Below are 19065 nucleotides of genomic sequence, written 5' to 3' on the forward strand. Positions count from 1 at the left end.
TGTGATAATGAGACATGAAACACAGCTGACAACGGCTCCGACGGATAGCGTTGCAAAGAATTTGATCCAGAAAACCGCCCCTTCACCTTCAGCCCACCATAATGATGTTGAGCTGGTGGCCGTGACCAAACGTTATGGTTCCAGCACCGCAGTGAATACCATTTCGCTGCGGATTCCGTCAGCCAGTTATTGCTGTTTGCTGGGGCCAAGTGGCTGCGGAAAAACCACAACCTTGCGGATGATTGCCGGGCATGAAATTGTCAGCGAAGGTGATATTCTGGTACAGGACCGCAATATCACGCTGGCCCCCGCCGTTCAGCGCGGCACATCGATGATGTTTCAGAATTATGCGCTGTTTCCCCATCTCAGCGTGGTTGATAACGTGGCATTTTCCCTGAAGCTCAAAGGTGTTGCCAAGGCGGAGCGACGGCGCCAGGCGATGGATTATCTGGCGCTGGTGCAGATGGAAGCATTGGCAGAACGACTTCCGGCCCAATTGTCCGGCGGCCAGCAGCAGCGCGTAGCGCTCGCCCGTTCACTCATCACCCGGCCAAAGGTTTTGCTACTGGATGAACCACTCTCCGCGCTGGATCCGTTCTTGCGCATCACCATGCGCTCGGAACTGAAGCGCATCCAGCGAGAGCTCGGCATTACCTTCGTCCATGTTACCCATAGCCAGGAAGAGGCCATGGCCTTGTCGGACATGATCGTGGTGATGAATGGCGGCGCGATCATGCAGGCAGGCCCTGCCCGCGAGGTTTTTGCTCGGCCGCACAATGCCTTTGTCGCGCGTTTCATCGGCGGACATAATGTTTTGAATTTCGGTGGACGCCAATTTTGCGTGCGGGCGGACAAATGCCGAATCGCAGGATCCGCGGATGGCAGACACACCATCGCCGAGGTGGTTGGAGCTGAATATCAGGGTGCAATGGGCCGCCTGTCTTTAATGACAGCCGACAAGCAATCGATCTCCGTGATGGTCAGCGATGACGATTATTTCGCCTTTAGTCACGACATCGGTGATCGGGTCAGCGTGTCATGGTCAGCGAAAGATGAATGGGAGCTGGAAACTGTTGGTTACGCAATCGCTTGATTATTTTTTGCAGATTTCAAAATGTCGGCATCCGGTGACTGGAATGGCGAAAAGTTCGCATTTGCCGACCTATTGCCAATGCTAACTGCCTCACTCTTCGATGCTGTTTCACAAGCCCTCAAAAAGGCTTTGCATGGAGCTACAAAAATCCAACTTAAAGACAGTTGCTAGTCTGCCATTGTTAGCCATTTATTCCCGCGAAAGACGTCTGTCCGACAATCTTTAAATATGGCGAACAAGATGTGTTGAAGCATTAGGCACTTCTGGCAATTGGCGCTATGATCTCCTTAAAAATCACGGGAGGCGGCTTTTCAAGAGCCGGTGATTTCATGGGATTTGCCGATCACGTCAAGGAAATTGAGCGCGTCGGGCAGGGAAGCAATACGGGCCGCGACGCTATTGTCGTGGAATCCTGGCGGCGATGCCTGGAGACCTATCAGCTCGATCCGGCGCAAGCGCGTGAGGCGGTCATCGTCTCTCAAACACGCCTACGCGAACATCGCCAGCAGGCGGAGGACCTCGTACACATCGCACGCTCTGGACTGGAGCGGCTCTACCGGCAGGTTGCCGAGCAGAATTATGTTCTTCTCCTCTCCGACAGGCAGGGCGTAACCGTCGAATTTCTTGGTGATCCCTCCTTCAACAACAACCTGCGAAAGGCCGGGCTCTATCTCGGCTCGGAATGGTCCGAGCCCCGCGCTGGCACGTGCGCCGTTGGTGCCTGCCTGGCCACTGGCGAGGCTCTGACGATCCATCAGACCGACCATTTCGACATCACCCATACACCACTCTCCTGCACCGCCGCGCCGATCTATGACACGCAAGGCACATTGGCAGCGGTCCTCGATATTTCGCTCCTGAGTTCACCCATCTTGAAGACGAGCCAGAATATGGCGCGTCATCTTGTCTCCTCGACCGTGCGGCGCATCGAGCTCGCCAATCTCATGGCGAACAGTCGACACGACCTGGTGCTGCGCTTTGCTGGCGCGCCGGAATTTCTCGATGTTGATCCGGAAGCGGCGATTTCTGTCGATGGCGGGGGCCGCATCACCGGCATGACGCATGGCGGCGCGCGGCTTCTCGCTGCCTCGCGTGGAATCGACTGGCGTCAGCCCGAGCTTTTGCTTGGCCAGCCGGTCGCGGATTTTTTCGAGGCTGGCTTGGACGAGCTCGCTTCGCTGACACGCGCCAGCCTGCCGCAAGACCGGCGGATTGGCGTGCGCGATGGGTCGGTCCTGTTTGCCCATGCGATCGAGCCGCAACAGCGCGTGGCCGGGGCGCCGCTCGTTCGATCTCATCGGTCGCCGCCAGCCATGAGCCTGCTCGGCGGCAGTGTCGAAATCATGGACAGCCTTCGCCGCAAGATCGCCAAGCTCGCACCGAGCGCACTGCCGATCCTGCTTCAGGGCGAGACCGGAACCGGCAAGGAATATCTGGCACGCATCATCCACGAGGTGAGCGGGTTGTCAGGCCGCTTCGTTGCGGTCAATTGCGCAGCAATCCCTGAACAGCTGATCGAAAGCGAATTGTTCGGCTATGCGCCAGGCGCCTTCACCGGCGCCCTTGTCAAGGGTCGAAAGGGGTTGGTCGAGGAAGCGGTGGGCGGAACCCTGTTCCTCGACGAAATTGGCGACATGCCATACGCCGCGCAAAGCCGGTTGCTCAGGGTTCTGGCCGAGGGCGAGGTATTGCCGGTCGGCGGTTCAGTGGCGCGCAAGGTGGAGTTTCGTGTCGTGTCTGCCTCGCATCGGTCTTTGGCCGACATGGTCTCAAACGGCGCATTCCGGCAGGACCTCTATTACAGATTGAATGCGGCCATAATCTCCCTTCCACGGCTTTGCGAGCGCGGCGATCTGCCGTGGCTCCTCGACAAGTTGCTCGAAAAACATGCTCCGGTGGACCGATCGCTCAGGCTTTCAGACACTGCCCGTCTTTTGATTCTCAATCATCGCTGGCCAGGCAATATCCGCGAGCTGGACAATGCGATCGCCGTCGCCGCAGCGCTGTGCGACGATGGGCTGATTGAGGTAACGGACCTTCCAGAACAGCTGGCTGCGAGTGTGCCGCTGCCTGACGACGACAGCCCTGAAGCCGAACTTCGCGCTGTGCTCGCTGCCTGCCATGGCAATATTTCCGAGGCAGCGCGCCGCCTCGGCATTGATCGTACCACCATGCATCGCCGTATGCGCAGGTTTGGCATAGACAGGCCGCATTGAGCATCCGCACTGTGGCACGCGCCACACCTGTCGCGCCACAGCTGTGGCGCAGCGAAACCCGTCCCGGCTCAAAAACTAAGTAATTCCAGCCCTTCGCTCTGTCAGGAGCCACTGGCACGGGCATTGCTCTTCTCTTGGCATGAATAGCATCCAAGGGAGGAAACATGCGCGCGCTCAGATTTCATGCAGCCAAGGATTTGCGACTGGACGACATTGCCGAGCCGATGCAGCCGGGACAGGGCCAGGTTCTGGTCCGTAATCGCTTCGTCGGGATTTGCGGCACGGATCTTCACGAATACAGCTACGGCCCGATCTTCATCCCGACCGAGCCACACCCCTTCACCGGCGCCCATGGCCCGCAAGTGCTCGGCCATGAATTCGGCGGCGTCGTCGAGGCGATTGGCGAGGGCGTTACGTACGTAGTTGTTGGCGACCGCGTATCCATCCAGCCCCTCGTTATGCCAAGGTCCGGCGACTATTTCGCCGATCGCGGCCTTTTTCACTTAAGCACGCAGTTAGCGCTGGTGGGCTTGAGCTGGGATGGCGGCGGCATGGCCGAAGCAGCGCTCGTCAACGACTACAATGTTCAGAAAATCCCGGACGAGATGTCTGATGAAGAGGCAGCCCTGGTCGAGCCGACGGCGGTTGCCGTCTATGCCTGCGATCGCGGCGGTGTAACGGCCGGCAGCAGCGTGCTGGTGACTGGCGCCGGTCCCATCGGCATGCTGACGCTGCTCGCCGCGCGCGCGGCAGGTGCCACCCAGCTTTTCGTGTCTGATCTCAATGACTCCAGGCTCGAGCTTGCGAAAGCTGTGTTGCCCGATGTCATCACGATCAACCCGCAGCGCGACACTGTCGGCGATGTCGTCCGCCTGCAGACGGAAGGCCAAGTAGGCTGCGATGTCGCCATCGAATGCGTGGGCAACGAACATGCACTGAAGGCCTGCGTCGACGCCGTGCGCAAACAGGGCGTCGTGGTCCAGACCGGGCTGCATCCGCATGAAAATCCGATCGACTGGTTCCAGGTGACATTCAAAGATCTGGAAATCAAAGGATCCTGGGCCTACCCGACACACTACTGGCCACGCGTCATCAGGCTGATTGCTTCCGGTCAGCTGCCGGCAATGAAGATCGTCACCAAGCGTGTGACACTCGACACGGCTGTCAAGGAAGGCTTCGACGTCCTGCTCGACCCGGCTGGAGCCCAACTCAAGATCCTGATCGATCTTTCAAAATAGGCGTCTCGGCCACCGCCTGGTCCGGGAGAGGAGCCCGGTAGGCGAAGGCCATGCCGCTTCGTAGGGCGCCTGGAGGGGCGCTTCATTCGCCGAGACACAAGCACTCATGGAGGAGAAGACCATGCTTGATATCAGCCCAGCCACCAAGATAGACACGGCTTTGTCGAAGCTCGGCAAAGCGCTTGAAAGCGGCGACATCAATGCCGCCGTCAATTTGTTTCAGACTGATTGCTATTGGCGCGATCTGGTGACATTCACCTGGAACCTTAAGACACTCGAGGGTCACGAGCAGATCCGAGAGATGCTGAAGAGCCAGCTTGCCGCCATCACACCCTCGAATTTCGTGCAGGATTCGAAAGAGCCCGCCGCTGATGCTGGTGGGATCACTGACGGCTGGTTCGAGTTCGAAACAGGCGTCGCACGCGGTTACGGACATATCCGCCTGAAGGATGGGCGGATCTGGACCCTTTTGACCACCATGTCCGAATTGAAGGGCCATGAAGAGCCGAAAGGCACCCGCCGCCCGATGGGGGCAGAGCATGGCCATGATCGCAACCGCATGACCTGGAAAGAAAAACGCGAGACCGAGACCGCCGAGCTGGGCTATTCGGTGCAACCCTATGTCGTTATCATCGGTGGCGGCCAGGGAGGCATTGCACTTGGCGCGCGGCTTCGCCAGCTGGGTGTGCCGACAATCATCATCGAGAAGAACGAGCGCCCGGGCGATAGCTGGCGCAAGCGCTACAAGTCGCTCTGCCTGCACGACCCCGTCTGGTACGATCACCTGCCTTACATTCCCTTCCCGGAAAACTGGCCTGTCTTCACCCCGAAGGACAAAGTCGGCGACTGGCTGGAAATGTACACCAAGGTCATGGAGTTGAACTATTGGGGGTCCACGACCTGCAAGTCGGCGCAATTCGATGAAGCAACAAACGAATGGACCGTCATTGTCGACCGCGCCGGCAAGGAGGTTGTGCTCAAGCCGAAGCAGTTGGTGCTGGCGACGGGCATGTCGGGCAAGGCCAATGTGCCAAAATTCCCCGGTCAGGATGTGTTCAAGGGCGAACAGCAGCATTCCTCGCAGCATCCGGGGCCGGACGCCTATGCCGGCAAACAAGTGGTGGTGATTGGCTCCAACAATTCCGCCCACGATATCTGCGCAGCGCTCTGGGAAGCCGGTGCCGATGTCACCATGCTGCAACGATCATCCACCCATATCGTCAAATCCGGTTCGCTGATGGAGATCGGTCTCGGCGATCTCTATTCGGAGAGGGCGGTTCAGGGCGGCATGACCACGCGTAAGGCCGACCTGATTTTTGCGTCCCTGCCCTACCGGATCATGCATGAGTTCCAGATCCCGATTTACAACAGGATTCGTGAACAGGATGCGGATTTTTATGAGGCGCTGAAAGATGCTGGTTTCATGCTGGATTTCGGCGACGACGAATCTGGCCTGTTCATGAAATATCTGCGGCGCGGATCAGGTTATTACATCGATGTCGGCGCCTGTGATCTGGTGATTGACGGCTCGATCAAGCTCAAATCCGGCGTGGACGTCTCGCATCTGACTGAAAACGCTGTCGTATTGAAGGATGGCACGCAGTTGCCAGCGGATCTCGTGGTCTATGCCACTGGCTATGGCTCGATGAATGGTTGGGCGGCCGATCTCATTTCGCGCGACGTCGCTGACAAGGTCGGCAAATGTTGGGGGCTCGGCTCCGATACGACCAAGGATCCCGGTCCCTGGGAGGGAGAACAGCGCAACATGTGGAAGCCGACGCAACAGGACGCATTGTGGTTCCACGGCGGCAACCTGCACCAGTCACGGCACTATTCGCAATATCTGTCACTGCAGCTGAAAGCTCGTCAGGTCGGTATCGATACGCCCGTCTATGGCATGACCAGACCGCATCATCTGTCGTAAAGCCCATAAGGGGCGCCAGCTTGGCTGGTGCCCCTTATGATTGGTCCTGTAAGGTCGTGATTTGCGGAAATGAAATAGAGATCGGGTAGGGTGGCGATCGGAGCCGATGACGCAGCGCTTTCGTTGTAATTTTGCAGGTAAAATCAGTTGCCTATCGCCTTTTCAAACGAGGGCAACCATCTGTGCTGTTTCACATCTTTATGCCGTGACCATCGTCACACGGATCGCACGTCAATGATTTTTTCGGACAGACCCTTAGATGTTAAGGGGAATTTCAAATCCATGTCCGGAGCACCCGCTCACGCTTCGACCGAAAATCCTTTAGCCCTCAGCACGGGCTCAAGATTACTGACTTCAATGACCGACTTCCCCGCCTTATAGGCGGCAATATAGCCCGCTTCGGCATCTTCCCGGGTTTGGGCAAGTGCTGCAACGTCCATGGCTTCCTGTCGACGAACGACCACCACGCCGTCGGCATCACCGACGATGATGTCGCCCGGATACACCAGTTCATCACCGATAACGATGGGATCGTTTACTGCGGTCAATGTTTCCTTAACGGTTCCCTTGATGCAGACACTGAGTGAAAATACCGGAAAGCCAAGATCTCGAAGCTGCAAGGTGTCGCGCACGCCCGTGTCGGTCACCAGGCCTCCAATGCCTTTAGCGAGGCAGGCATTGGCCAGAACATCACCGAATGACCCCGCCTCCTCGTATTCGCCGCCGGATACCACGATGATGTCGCCCGGTTGCGCATAATTGATCGCCAGTTGCAGCATGATGTTGTCGCGTGGCGCGGACTTGACCGTGAAAGCAGGCCCGCAAAGCTTCATGCGGTAATCCACTGGCTTGATGCGGGAGGACAGCGCACCACGACGGCCTTGTGCCTCATGGAGGGTCGCGGGTGAGAATTTCGCAATCGCATCAATCTCTTCCTGGCTTGGACGCTCGGGAATTTTCTTAATGTGGATCATGGCAACCTCAAAACACCATTGTTCGATAGGGCGAAACGGCGCTGGTTAACCCCAGCACTTTCGCGATCTCCTCCGTTTTAATAGGCTTGCGCTATGCCAACAAATATATATTGACGATACTTGATATATGAATCCTGTATATCAGGAGGCAGCCTTGGCATTGGATGTGACAAAAATGCGCTATTTTGCGCGCATTGCGGAGCTGGGTTCCTTTACCCGTGCCGCCAGTGAACTGGGTGTAGCCCAACCAGCGCTGAGCCTGCATGTGCGCGCGCTGGAAGACCAACTGGGGCTGCAATTGCTCAATCGCACCTCGCGTGGCGTCGTGGTAACGGAGGCAGGTCAGACGCTGCTGGTCCATGCTCAGGCAATCCTTCGGGCGATAGAGCAGGCCGAAGCCGCAACGCGGGAGCAGGCGAAATATCCAAGTGGTGATGTCTCGCTTGGCATTCTTAGCTCGCTGTCTCCCATTCTCTCCATTCCGGTTCTGGAAGCATGTGACCGCCGCTTTCCAAAAATCCGCCTGACGATCAGCGAGGGCGATAGCCAGACCCTGCGCACAGCGACCGAGACCCATGCGCATGATCTGGCCGTGAACCTTCTGGATGTGGCCAAACCGACCGCAGTGCCTTTGTTTGATGAGCGGCTCTATGCAGTCGGGCCTCTGAATGCCTTTGCCCAAAGGCAGAATGATTTGCCGCTCCGCGAAGCTTTGAGCCTTCCACTGATCATGCCCTCGCAGCGTCATGGGATTCGCATTCTTTTGGAAAAGCAGGCGCTTATTCTTGGTCAGAAAATCAATATTGTTCGGGTGATCGAGGGAGTGGCCAGCACCAAAGCGGCTATCCGTGCCGGGTTGGGATTGACCATTCTGGGGCGGGGAGCCGTCTACGCCGATCATCAGGCAGGAGAACTTTCGGTCATTCCGCTGAGCGGACCAGAACTGTTTCGACGCCTTGTGCTGGATATGCCGGTCAATCACCCCCCGACCAAGGCGGTTCTTGAGGTGAGACATATCCTGATGGAGGTCATCAAGCGCCTCGGTGGAGAGGGCCATTGGAGCTGTCTCGCCTGAGAAGAGGCTTTCTTCCAATGGTCAGGTGAGCATCATTCAAACTTTGTTTGCCCCCATCACAGGAAGGGTCGTGCTAGCTGTTTTTGAACGTCTTTACAGATCAGTCCTGCTGCAACGCAATTGCTCTGGCCTCTGAAGACGGCATGATGACACTATCACAGCCGGTGGTTTGAATGGATCTCGACAAGATCAAAACGCTCATAGACTTTGTTGGTCAATCGCGCATTTCGCAACTGAGCGTGACGGACAGCGGCACGACCGTTCGGATCTCTCATTACGCTCACCCGCAGAATGCCGCTGTCATCGCAAGCGATGTGGTGCCGGACCGTATTGTGAACGCCATTCCTACGTCGCTGATCAAGATTGAACAGGCCGCAGATACCGTGCGTGCGCCAACATTTGGTGTTTTTCATCGCGCCCCCCATCCGGGGGAAAAGCCCTTTGTGGACATCGGCGATGAGGTCGAGAGCGGCCAGAGCCTTTTTATTGTTGAGGCCATGAAAGTCTTCAACACGGTGACCACGGATCGGGCTGGCAAAATTGTTCGGGTGCTGGTGGAAGATGGGCAAGAGGTCGATGCCGGACAGCCTGTGTTGGAGATTGCCCTATGAGTTTTGAGATACCTGCAACAGGGCTACACCTGCGGAGCGCATCATGACAGCACGCAGTCGCTCCCTCTCCCGCCGTTCTCTTGATTTCACCCGGGCAGATGTCATCGCACAACTGACGTGCTGGCTGGAGATGGCAGGGGTTCACGCCATCGACATCGAACACAACGACCAGCAGATCAGCATTGTGATGACGGGGGGAACTGCGCACGTCTCCAGACATATGCGCAGCAATGTGCCAGTTGGCGCATCTGTCATGATCACCTCGCCTTCCGTTGGTCATTTTCTGGCATATCACCCGGCCCGGCCCGATGGTGGCCCGCAAGAGGGGGAAAGTGTCAACGCTGGCGATGTGGTTGGTTTTGTTAAAATCGGCCCCCTGCTGTTGGGTGTTGCAGCCCCGCAAGACGGCGTTCTTGGCGAGGCTCTGGTCAATGCGGGCGATGCTGTTGGCTATGGCACCCCCCTGTTTTCGCTTGAGCAACCGTGATGGCAGCAATGGAGAGCAACAGTTTGAAACATCCGGCAATTTTGGCAGTGTCCAAGGCAGACATGCCGAAAATCTCTGTCATTGGCACCAAGGCCTTTGTGGTAGACGCCCCCGGCCCATTTGATCTGGCCTCGCAGCGGCGCATCTGGGCCTTATCTGCCATGGTTCAGGACTGGCCGGATGTGCAAGAAATTGTGCCTGGCATGACCAATCTGCTGCTGGTATTGCACGACACGCCTGAAGACCACGAGACCATCGCAAGCCGCCTGCTGGAAGCGTGGAATGCAGCGCAAGGCATGGATTTGAGCGGAAAAACCGTTGAAATCCCGGTGACCTATGGCGGCGAACATGCCACCGATCTTCCCGCTCTTTGCGATCTTTCCGGCCTGTCAGATCGCGATATCGTCAAAATTCATGCGGCCGGCACTTACACTGTGTTTGCGCTGGGTTCTGCTCCGGGCTTTGGCTATCTGCATGGTCTGGACCCGCGCATTCACATGCCACGCAAAACCGTGCCATCGCTGAAAATGGCGCGTGGCTGTCTGACCATCGGCGGCATGCAGACCGGGGTTGCCGTCTTGACCGGGCCAAATGGCTGGAACTCCATCGGCTTTGCCGAAATGCCCATGTTTGATCCCGTGGCAGCTTCCCCTGCCCTGCTGGCCCCCGGCGATACCGTGCGCTTTATTGCCGAGAGGATCGAGCTATGATCGAGGTTCTCACCACCGGCCCCCTCAACACCGTGCAGGACCTTGGCCGCTTTGGGTTTCGCAACATCGGCGTCACCACCTGCGGTGCGATGGACCCGGTTGCGCTGAAAATCGGCAATCTGATGCTCGGCAATGATGAGGGTGCCGCAGGCTTGGAAATTCAAACCTTCCCCTTTCGGCTGCGGTTTGAGAAAGACGGTTTTGTCGCCATCACCGGGGCCGATTGCGCGGCAACGCTGGACGGCAAAACCATGCTGCCGTGGTGGGCACTTCCGGTTTTGGCAGGTCAAGAACTTGAGTTGAAAACACCCACCCAAGCAGCGCGGGCCTATCTGTGCTTTTCCGGCGGCATTCATGTGCCGCTGGTGATGGGGTCTCGCAGCACCTCGTTGCGGGGAGCCTTTGGTGGTTATCAGGGGCGTTTTTTGGCCGTTGGCGATCGTCTCGCTTTAGGTGAGGCACAGGCTTCGTTTATTCCATCATCCGGTTTCGGCGTGATGCCGCCTGAGGTGGCCTTGCAGGATCATTTTCCAGCAGTTGAAAATGGCATTTTGCCCATTCGCGCCCTGCCCGCAGGCGAGCATGACTGGTTTGGTGAAGAATCCGAGCGCTTCTGGGTGCAGGATTGGAAAATCTCCTCCCAGAGCGACCGCACCGGCTATCGCCTGTCTGGCACTCCGGTGAAGCTCATGGAGCATGTTGAAATGCGCTCCCATGGCGTCGTCACAGGCGTGGTGCAGGTGCCGCCCGCAGGCGAGCCGATCATTCAGATGAGCGACGCCAACACCGCAGGCGGTTATCCCAAAATGGCGGGTGTGATTGACATTGACCTCTGGCGTTTGGGCCAAGCCCGCATTGGCAGCCGCATTCGCTTTGTGCAATCCAGCTTGGCGGAAGCGAAAGCCGCAGAACAGGCGATGGTGGCCTATCTGGCTGATATCCGCCACACCGTGCCGCTGTTGACCGACGCTCTCGCCACCATGACCAAGCGCTAAATCTGAGGATAGACGATGAAGATTGATCTCAATTCCGATATGGGCGAAGGCTTTGGACCCTACCGCCTCTGTGACGATGAAGCGCTGATGGATGTTGTGTCCTCGGCCAATATCGCCTGTGGTTTTCATGCTGGTGACCCGGAGATGATGCTGCGCATGGCGAGGCTGGCCAAGGCCCGTGGTGTTGGCATTGGCGCGCATCCCGGCTTTCCTGACAGGGTTGGTTTTGGCCGCCGTGATATTCCGGTGTCATCAGAAGAACTGCGGGCGCAGGTGCTTTATCAGCTCGGCGCTTTGAGCGCTATTGCGGCCAGCGAGGGCCTGACCGTTGATCACATCAGCTTTCATGCCGCGATGGGCAATCGGGTGAACCAAGACCCGGCGCGGTGCGATCTAGTGCTGACGGCGGTGAAAACCGTGGCCCCGGAAATTATTGTGTTTTGCATGTCTGGCTCGGAAATCGAACGCTCGGCCCTGCGCTGCGGATTAAAGACGCTGACGCTGTTTCTGGCCGACCGCGCCTATGACGCAAACGGTGCACTTGTGCCACGCGGCGTGCCCAATTCGGTCATCAAGGAAGAAATGGCGGTGCGTGCCCGCGTCAAGCAATTCCTTGAAACCGCAACCGTCACCACCATCGATGGCCAAACCATTGCCATGCCCGCCCGCTCCATTCTTGTTCACAGCGATACGCCCGGATCTCTGGAACTGGCGAAAACTGTGCGCAGTGAAATTGAAGCCACGGGCGCGACCCTTGCGCCTGCCCGAGACGTGATTGCCTGACATCCACCGATTTTGAAACCTTCATCACAACCCTCGAAAGTCTAGACCATGCCCATGATTGCCGACCGTCTCAAGAATGTCGCGGTTTCCGCTTCCGCAGCCATGACGCAGCGTGCCCGCGAACTTGCCGCCCAGGGCATTGACGTTGTATCCCTCTCATCCGGCGAACCGGATTTTGCCACCCCAGCCCACGCCATTGAAGCTGCGCATGCGGCAGCACTGGCTGGCGACACCAAATATCCGCCGCTGGATGGCACTGCTGCCTTAAAGGCTGCGATTTCCCGCAAATTCAAGCGCGAAAACGGCTTGGACTATGACCCAAGCCAGATTGTTGTCGCGGGCGGTGGCAAGCAGGTGATTTTCAATGCGGTGATGGCCACCTGCAACCCCGGCGACGAAGTTGTGATCCCCACCCCGTCATGGATCAGCTATGCCGATATCGTACGTTTTGCGGGCGGTGTGCCGGTTTCTGTGGAATGCCCACAGCAGAACGGCTTCAAGCTGCGCGCCGAAGACCTTGAGGCCGCCATTACGCCGAAAACCAAATGGCTGTTTTTGAACTTCCCCAACAATCCCACAGGTGCCGCCTGTTCGCGCAAGGATATGGCCGCGATTGCCGAAGTGATGCTGCGTCACCCCAATGTCTGGATCATGACTGACGATATTTACGAGCATCTGATCTATGACGGCTTCGAATTCTGCACCATCGCCGAAGTTGAGCCTCGCTTGTATGACCGCGTGCTGACCGTGAATGGTGCTTCAAAGGCCTATGCCATGACTGGCTGGCGTCTTGGCTATTGCGGTGGCCCGAAGGATTTGATCAAGGCCATCAGCAATGTCAACGGCCAGAACTCCGGCGGCACATCCACCATCACTCAGGCCGCTGCCATGGCTGTTTTGGATGGCCCACAGGATCTGTTGAAAGAACGCGCCAATATCTACAAGGGCCGTCGTGACTATGTGCTGTCGCGCCTTGCCGAGATTGACGGTCTGCGCGCCCATAAGCCTGAAGGTGCGTTTTACATCTTTCCCAGCATCGCTGGCCTGATTGGTAAAACCACCAAGGGTGGCCGCAAGATTGAAAACGACACCGATTTCGTCTCGGCCCTGATTGATGAGCAGCACGTTGCCACCGTTCACGGTGCGGCTTATGGCATGAGCCCTTTCTTCCGCATTTCCTATGCCACCAGCATGGAACGCCTCACAGCAGGTTGTGACCGGATTGCCCAATTCTGCAACGACATGAAATAATCTTGGCTCCGTAGAGACTATCGCGCCATGCATCCCACAGGATGCATGGCGCGAATAAACGAATTTACACCTTCAACTGCCGCGTCAATCGCAGCAAAATATCCCTGACGGCCACGGCTGAATCTGACAATTGAGCGTGTTCCGACACGCAGAGTGACAGCGTTTCTTCAATCTGTGGCGACAGGGTGCGGCAGATGATCTGGCTGCTGGCCTCAGCGGTGATGCGGTCGGCCACCGCCTTGGGCATGATGGTTGCCCCGACCCCGCCACTCACCGCCCGCGTCAGGGTGCGAATAACCTCCACCTCACCAATCACGTTCAATTTTGTACGGCTGCGGGCAAAAGCCATGTCCACGGCACGGCGCACGAAATTATAGGGTGGCGGCAGCAGAAAAGGCACCTCTTCCAGATTGGCAACCGAGAGCGGCTTGTCATCGGCCTCAATGCCAAAATCCTCATGGGCCACCAGAAAGAAATCTTCGCGCAACAGCGGATCAAAATGAACGCCCTTCATTGGCCCCGTGCCATGAATGAGGGCGATTTCCAGCTTGTTGTTCATCAACATCTGGCTATAGGCCTGCCCCACGCTTTCGGTCAGATGCAGCACAATGCCCGGATAAAGCCTGCGTGTTTCCGCCAGCAACTCAAACGAGAGCGTGGCCGCACTGCTAAACGGTGCCAACCCAACTGATACCCGCCCGGCCAGATGCTTGCCTGCCGCCAGAACATCGGCGTGGGCCTGATCCATCTGCCGCAAAATCATTTGTGCGTGACGATAAACTTGCGCGCCCGCATCGGTCATCACCACGCCCTGCTGGCTGCGCAGCAAAAGCTTTGTGCCAAAATGCTCTTCCAGCGAGGCAAGCTGTTGGCTCAGGGCAGGCTGGGCGATGTGCAGAATATCGGCTGCGCGGGTGATGCTACCGGTATCGACAATCACGATAAATGACTTGAAGCGCCTGATATCCATGGGGGGAGTAAACTCGAATTCTATGGGGTCAAGCCTTCACACTATGCAGCAGCCGTCACGCCGTAAATGGATAAAACAAGGTTCTAAGCTGGCTTTGGCGGGTTGTGCGATCATGACGACCAGTTTTTGGGCAATTGCCACCAAGCTCATAAGATAGGCTTATCACTCCACATATAATCGGCATTATCGCTCAGACTAAAGCTTCGCTAGTCTTTCCCAAGAACAAAAGAGGACGTCAGATGCCATTTTCGGATTACAAAACTGCGCTCGTCACTGGCGCATCCTCCGGGATCGGAGCCGCTATTGTGGAGCGGCTGTGCGCTGAGAATGTTGAAGTGCATGCGGTTGCCAGAAGTGGTGATCTTCTCAAGCAGCTTTCCGAGAAAACCGGCTGCATTGCCCATGTGATTGACGTCACGGACCGCGCCGCCCTGGCGGACCTCACATCCAAAATTCCATTTGATATTCTCGTCAATAATGCCGGTGTTGACCGTCCAAAGAAGTTTCTGGAAGCCGAAGACGGCGATATTGACCTGCTGGTGGATGTGAACCTGCGGGCTGTCTTGCATCTGTGCCGCATGGTTGTGCCGGGCATGGTGGCGCGGGATCGCGGCCACGTCATCAACATATCATCGATTGCCGCTCAGTATAATTTCGGTGGAAACTCCTCCTATCACGCCACCAAGGCTGGCGTCAGCATGCTGTCTAATCAGTTGCGTATTGATGCTTTTGGCAAGCGGGTGCGGGTCACGGAAATCTGCCCCGGTCGCGTTGCAACCGACATTTTCAGCCATGTTCATGGCGATGATCCATCGGTGCGCGAGCGCTTTATTGATGGCTTTGAATTGCCGCAGGCGTCCGACATTGCCAATGCCATTGCCTTTGCCATTGCGGCCCCCATTGCCGTTAACATCGGCCATATGGAAATCACCCCTACCCTTCAGGTGATGGGCGGATTGCAGACGGCCAAGCCGGAGGAGCGGAAGCCTTGAAGGGGTTTGATCTCTCAGCAATTCTCGGCAATCCAGACTATGTCTCCATGCTGTTGCACGGCATTGAGATGACCTTCATGATCGCCATCGGCTCATGGGTTTTGGCGATGACACTCGCGGTTTTGCTGCTGGCGCTGCGGTTTTCGCCGGGCGGAATCGGCAATGCCATTGTGACGGCCTATGTTTCCTATCACCGTAATGTGCCAACTTTGGTGCAGCTTGTACTGTGGTATTTCGGCATTTTCACTCTGATGCCCAGTGGCCTCAGCGCTTGGCTTGTCAATCATAACGCCGAAACCATCTTTGCGGTCATCGGACTTGGACTGTGTCAGGCGGCGTATTTCAGTGAAGACCTGCGCTCCGGCCTGCGCTCGATCAGCCCCGGCCAGATGGAAGCAGCCCGCGCTTTGGGCCATGGTTATCTCTCGGCCATGCGTTACGTGATGATCCCCCAAGGCGTGCGCAATGCGTTGCCGCCGCTGATCAATCATACGGTTTCGCTGTTTAAAAACAGCAGTCTTGCGATTGTTGTTGGTGCGTCAGAGCTTACCCATGCGGTGAAGGAAATTGAAAACATTACCTTCAGAACCTTTGAGAGCTATCTGATTGGCACAGTGCTGTATCTGTTCTTCTCGCTATTGATCATGGCAGGCGGCGCCTATCTGTCATGGCGCGTTGATCATGCAAGGGGTATCCGCTCATGATCCATGACATCATCAAGATTGTGCAGGATTATTGGTTGCTGTTGTTGATCGGCCAATATCCCAATGGTCCGCTTGGTGGCCTTGCCAACACGCTGATCCTGTCGGTTTTCAGTATTGCGCTGGCCTTTCCACTCAGCATTCTTCTGGCCCTTGCACGCATGTCCAAATGGCGCACGCTGCGCTGGCCGGTCACCTTCCTCGTCTATGTCACTCGCGGCGTGCCGTTGCTGATGCTGATTTTGTGGTGCTATTTTCTGGTGCCGCTGCTCACGGGCGCCGATGTACCAAGCTTTGTCACCATGCTGACCACATTGGTGGTCTATCAAAGCTGCTTTCTCAGTGAAGTTGTTCGAAGCGGCATTGTTGCTCTCGGCCACGGACAGATGGAAGCTGCCAAAGCACTTGGGCACAGCTATCCCAGCGCCATGCGCTACGTGGTTCTGCCGCAGGCACTGTACAATGTCATCCCCAGCATCCTGTCCACCTTCGTCTCGACCATTAAGGACACGACACTGGGCTCTGTCATCAATGTGCCGGATCTGACCTTTGCCGCCAATCAGGTCAACAATGACCTGCTGACCCAGCCGTTTCAGGTCTACCTGATCCTTGCCCTGATCTATTACGTGATTTGTTGGAGCCTCACCCATGCCGCCAAACGGTTGGAGGGCAGCATATCCCGCCGCCGCGCCGGTCTGTCTGGCAAAGGCGAGGACGCCCCCAGCATCACGCCCCAACTTGTCTCGGAGTAGAAGCCATGCCCTTATCCAAGCCAGCCATTGAAAAGCAGCAGACCATCACGCTGTCCAAGGTTCGCAAGAGCTATGGCAATTACGAAGTGCTGAAAGGCGTTGATGCCCATGTCAACCGGGGCGAGGTTGTGGTGATTTGCGGGCCGTCTGGCTCGGGCAAATCAACGCTGATCCGCACCATCAATCGCCTTGAGGAAATCAGCAGCGGCTCGATCTCCTTCGAGGGGCAAGAAGTTCATGTGCCAATGCGCACAAAGCAGCTCAACGCTTTGCGCAGCCAGATTGGCTTTGTGTTCCAGAGCTTTAACCTGTTTCCGCACTTGTCTGTTGTCGATAACGTCGCCATGTCGCCCGTGCGGGTCAAAGGCGTGGCCCCGGATGTGGCCCATGATAAGGCCATTCGGTTGCTGGACCGGGTTGGCCTTGCCGACAAGGCCAATGCCTATCCGGCGCAATTGTCTGGCGGCCAGCAGCAGCGCGTGGCCATTGCCCGGGCGCTTGCTATGGAACCGCCGGTGATGCTGTTTGATGAGCCAACCAGCGCGCTGGACCCGGAAATGGTCGGCGAAGTCTTGGCGGTGATGAAAAGCCTTGCCGCCGATGGCATGACCATGATGTGCGTGACCCATGAAATGGGCTTTGCCCGCGATGTGGCCGACCACATCTGGTTTATCGATGCCGGACAAATTCTGGAAATGGCCCCGCCGGAAACATTCTTCACCAATCCCACCCATCCCCGCGCCCAGCGTTTTCTCTCGGAACTGCGCCACTAAGCACCAGCCTCAGAGAAGGGCAAAAAGGACCAAACCACCTACGTACCATCACAATAAAAACCAAGGAGAACAGCAATGAACATGAAATGCATCACACTCGGTCTGGCGCTTGCTGCCACCACGGCCATTGCAGCCCCTGCAAGCGCGGATCAACTGGCCGATATCATGGCAGCCAAGACTTTGCGTTGCGCCACTTTCGCAGATGTTCCCCCCTTTGCCTCTCCAGATCCCAAGACCCGCGAAATGGCTGGTTTTGACGTTGATCTTTGCAACGCCATTGCTGCCAAACTGGGCGTGAAGGCTGAAATCAAGCCGGTTTCGGTGGAAGCTCGCGTGCCGGAAGTCAAGCTCGGCCGCGTTGACATCACCGTTGCCAATCTCGCCTACACTCTGAGCCGCGCCGAGCAGATTCAATTCAGCGACCCTTACTACCTTGCCAAGGAAATGCTGATTGTTCCTGACGACAATTCCGGCAAGACCAAGGCCGATTTCACCGGTAAACGTTTGGCCTCGACCAAGGGTTCTACATCCGAGATGTCGATCAAGCTCAACAAGTCGGACCCGCTGACCTTCCAGGATACGGCATCCGCCTATCTCGCCGTTCAGCAGGGCAAGGCAGAAGGCATGGTTGCCAACACCATGACCACCACCAAATTCGTCAACGAATCCCAGACCAAGGGCAAGAAGATGCGGATGATCGATGATCCCATGCTCTATCAGCCCATCGGCGTTGGCATGAAAAAGGACGAGCCAGCCCTGACCGCCAAGATCAACGATACGCTGCGCGCCCTTGATGCGGATGGCGAAATCAACAAAATCTGGAACAAATGGCTTGGCCCGGACACCGAATATAAAATGACCCGCACCGACAAGGTTGTGAAACTGAGCGAATTGAAGTTCGATCCAATTCCATAATCAATAACCCTAAACTTGATGGGGATATAGGTCTCATTCACCGGCATGACGGATGTCATGCCGGTGAATGAGCGTGCCGCAAGGATGCCAAGCCACCGACCCAATCCCAATTGCCAAACGTTCGGTTATTGCAGTGATACCAGGTCTCGAAGATGCTGACGCTTCCTCGATTTGAAAGAATTGAACATATCTCAAATATGTCAGAGGCTTGAGATGCTGTCTAAAGCAATACGAAGAGTCATTTTCAATGAATCCTCGTATTATCCCCTCGAATTCGTCGCTAGAAACTGCGCAATTATATCGGAAGATGTTGGTCTCATTTCATTCTGTGACCAGGTTTAGGACGAGAGCGATGAATGCATCCAGAAGACTGGCGTCGGATGTTGTGTCGATCGGTCGGTCATATATTGAGGTCATGTCTGGTCCTCAACGGTTGCCGGATTTGCGCCGGACAGGATTTGCGCAGGTGGCCTTTCAGGCAGGTGTTGCAAGAGGTGTATCGTCCTTTGGAACCTGTTTGGATTTCCCAAGACGAATGCCGGTCAAGCGCTCATATTCTTCCTCGGACGGACCATATGTGCCTTTGGTGAGCCTTATAAGCCCTT

Annotated in this window: 18 protein-coding genes; 16 read left to right on the plus strand and 2 right to left on the minus strand. The window is 56.6% G+C overall.

What is annotated here, in order from left to right:
• Positions 1-7: 7 nt before the first annotated feature.
• The 4 genes from G6L01_RS24950 (at position 8) to G6L01_RS24965 (ending at position 6471) form a co-directional block, all read left to right on the plus strand.
• The gene (locus G6L01_RS24950) at positions 8-1093 is read left to right on the plus strand and encodes an ABC transporter ATP-binding protein (RefSeq protein ID WP_081344132.1); all 1086 of its coding nucleotides are present in this window, start codon (positions 8-10) and stop codon (positions 1091-1093) included.
• A 329-nt stretch (positions 1094-1422) separates the two neighbouring features.
• Positions 1423-3309 carry a sigma-54-dependent Fis family transcriptional regulator gene (locus tag G6L01_RS24955; RefSeq protein ID WP_070166175.1) on the plus strand — a complete coding sequence of 629 codons (1887 nt, stop codon included), beginning with the start codon at positions 1423-1425 and terminating at the stop codon, positions 3307-3309.
• Positions 3310-3473: 164 nt separating this feature from the next.
• A complete protein-coding gene (locus G6L01_RS24960; protein WP_070166068.1) occupies positions 3474-4547 on the plus strand; it encodes a 2,3-butanediol dehydrogenase in 1074 nt (357 codons plus the stop codon).
• 121 nt (positions 4548-4668) lie between these two features.
• Positions 4669-6471, plus strand: a complete 1803-nt coding sequence (locus tag G6L01_RS24965) for an NAD(P)/FAD-dependent oxidoreductase (protein WP_070166176.1) — start codon at positions 4669-4671, stop codon at positions 6469-6471.
• A 299-nt stretch (positions 6472-6770) separates the two neighbouring features.
• Here G6L01_RS24965 and G6L01_RS24970 read toward each other — a convergent pair whose 3' ends face one another.
• The gene (locus tag G6L01_RS24970; protein ID WP_070166071.1) at positions 6771-7445 is read right to left on the minus strand and encodes a 4-carboxy-4-hydroxy-2-oxoadipate aldolase/oxaloacetate decarboxylase; all 675 of its coding nucleotides are present in this window, start codon (positions 7443-7445) and stop codon (positions 6771-6773) included.
• Positions 7446-7599: 154 nt separating this feature from the next.
• Here G6L01_RS24970 and G6L01_RS24975 point away from each other — a divergent pair, with 154 nt between their 5' ends.
• From G6L01_RS24975 to G6L01_RS25005, 7 genes are all read left to right on the plus strand, one after another.
• Positions 7600-8520, plus strand: coding sequence for a LysR family transcriptional regulator (locus G6L01_RS24975; RefSeq protein ID WP_070166177.1), 921 nt, complete (start codon positions 7600-7602; stop codon positions 8518-8520).
• A 173-nt stretch (positions 8521-8693) separates the two neighbouring features.
• A complete protein-coding gene (locus tag G6L01_RS24980) occupies positions 8694-9131 on the plus strand; it encodes an acetyl-CoA carboxylase biotin carboxyl carrier protein (protein ID WP_070166073.1) in 438 nt (145 codons plus the stop codon).
• A 43-nt stretch (positions 9132-9174) separates the two neighbouring features.
• Complete coding sequence (locus G6L01_RS24985) at positions 9175-9618, plus strand: acetyl-CoA carboxylase biotin carboxyl carrier protein (protein ID WP_070166075.1); 444 nt, start codon at positions 9175-9177, stop codon at positions 9616-9618.
• 8 nt (positions 9619-9626) lie between these two features.
• Positions 9627-10328: a 5-oxoprolinase subunit PxpB gene (pxpB, locus tag G6L01_RS24990; RefSeq protein WP_234891867.1), complete on the plus strand. Its 702-nt coding sequence runs from the start codon at positions 9627-9629 to the stop codon at positions 10326-10328.
• Positions 10325-11323, plus strand: a complete 999-nt coding sequence (locus tag G6L01_RS24995; RefSeq protein WP_070166079.1) for a 5-oxoprolinase subunit C family protein — start codon at positions 10325-10327, stop codon at positions 11321-11323. Before pxpB ends, G6L01_RS24995 begins: the two co-directional genes overlap by 4 nt.
• A gap of 15 nt (positions 11324-11338) precedes the next feature.
• Positions 11339-12106, plus strand: a complete 768-nt coding sequence (locus tag G6L01_RS25000; RefSeq protein ID WP_070166081.1) for a 5-oxoprolinase subunit PxpA — start codon at positions 11339-11341, stop codon at positions 12104-12106.
• Positions 12107-12154: 48 nt separating this feature from the next.
• Positions 12155-13357: a pyridoxal phosphate-dependent aminotransferase gene (locus G6L01_RS25005; protein WP_070166083.1), complete on the plus strand. Its 1203-nt coding sequence runs from the start codon at positions 12155-12157 to the stop codon at positions 13355-13357.
• Between the two features lie 64 nt (positions 13358-13421).
• On the opposite strand, the gene nac is transcribed toward G6L01_RS25005, so the two are convergent.
• Complete coding sequence (nac, locus tag G6L01_RS25010; protein ID WP_070166085.1) at positions 13422-14327, minus strand: nitrogen assimilation transcriptional regulator NAC; 906 nt, start codon at positions 14325-14327, stop codon at positions 13422-13424.
• A gap of 239 nt (positions 14328-14566) precedes the next feature.
• Here nac and G6L01_RS25015 point away from each other — a divergent pair, with 239 nt between their 5' ends.
• The 5 genes from G6L01_RS25015 (at position 14567) to G6L01_RS25035 (ending at position 18460) form a co-directional block, all read left to right on the plus strand.
• Positions 14567-15319, plus strand: coding sequence for an SDR family oxidoreductase (locus G6L01_RS25015; protein ID WP_070166090.1), 753 nt, complete (start codon positions 14567-14569; stop codon positions 15317-15319).
• Positions 15316-16023 (plus strand): amino acid ABC transporter permease, encoded by a 708-nt coding sequence (locus G6L01_RS25020; RefSeq protein WP_070166092.1) that lies wholly within the window; start codon positions 15316-15318, stop codon positions 16021-16023. Before G6L01_RS25015 ends, G6L01_RS25020 begins: the two co-directional genes overlap by 4 nt.
• Positions 16020-16772, plus strand: a complete 753-nt coding sequence (locus tag G6L01_RS25025; protein WP_070166094.1) for an amino acid ABC transporter permease — start codon at positions 16020-16022, stop codon at positions 16770-16772. Before G6L01_RS25020 ends, G6L01_RS25025 begins: the two co-directional genes overlap by 4 nt.
• A 5-nt stretch (positions 16773-16777) precedes the next feature.
• A complete protein-coding gene (locus G6L01_RS25030; RefSeq protein WP_070148211.1) occupies positions 16778-17545 on the plus strand; it encodes an amino acid ABC transporter ATP-binding protein in 768 nt (255 codons plus the stop codon).
• A 75-nt stretch (positions 17546-17620) separates the two neighbouring features.
• Positions 17621-18460, plus strand: coding sequence for an ABC transporter substrate-binding protein (locus G6L01_RS25035; RefSeq protein WP_060716940.1), 840 nt, complete (start codon positions 17621-17623; stop codon positions 18458-18460).
• Positions 18461-19065 lie beyond the last annotated feature (605 nt).

Source organism: Agrobacterium vitis (genome assembly GCF_013337045.2).
Taxonomy (GTDB): Bacteria; Pseudomonadota; Alphaproteobacteria; order Rhizobiales; family Rhizobiaceae; genus Allorhizobium; species Allorhizobium vitis_B.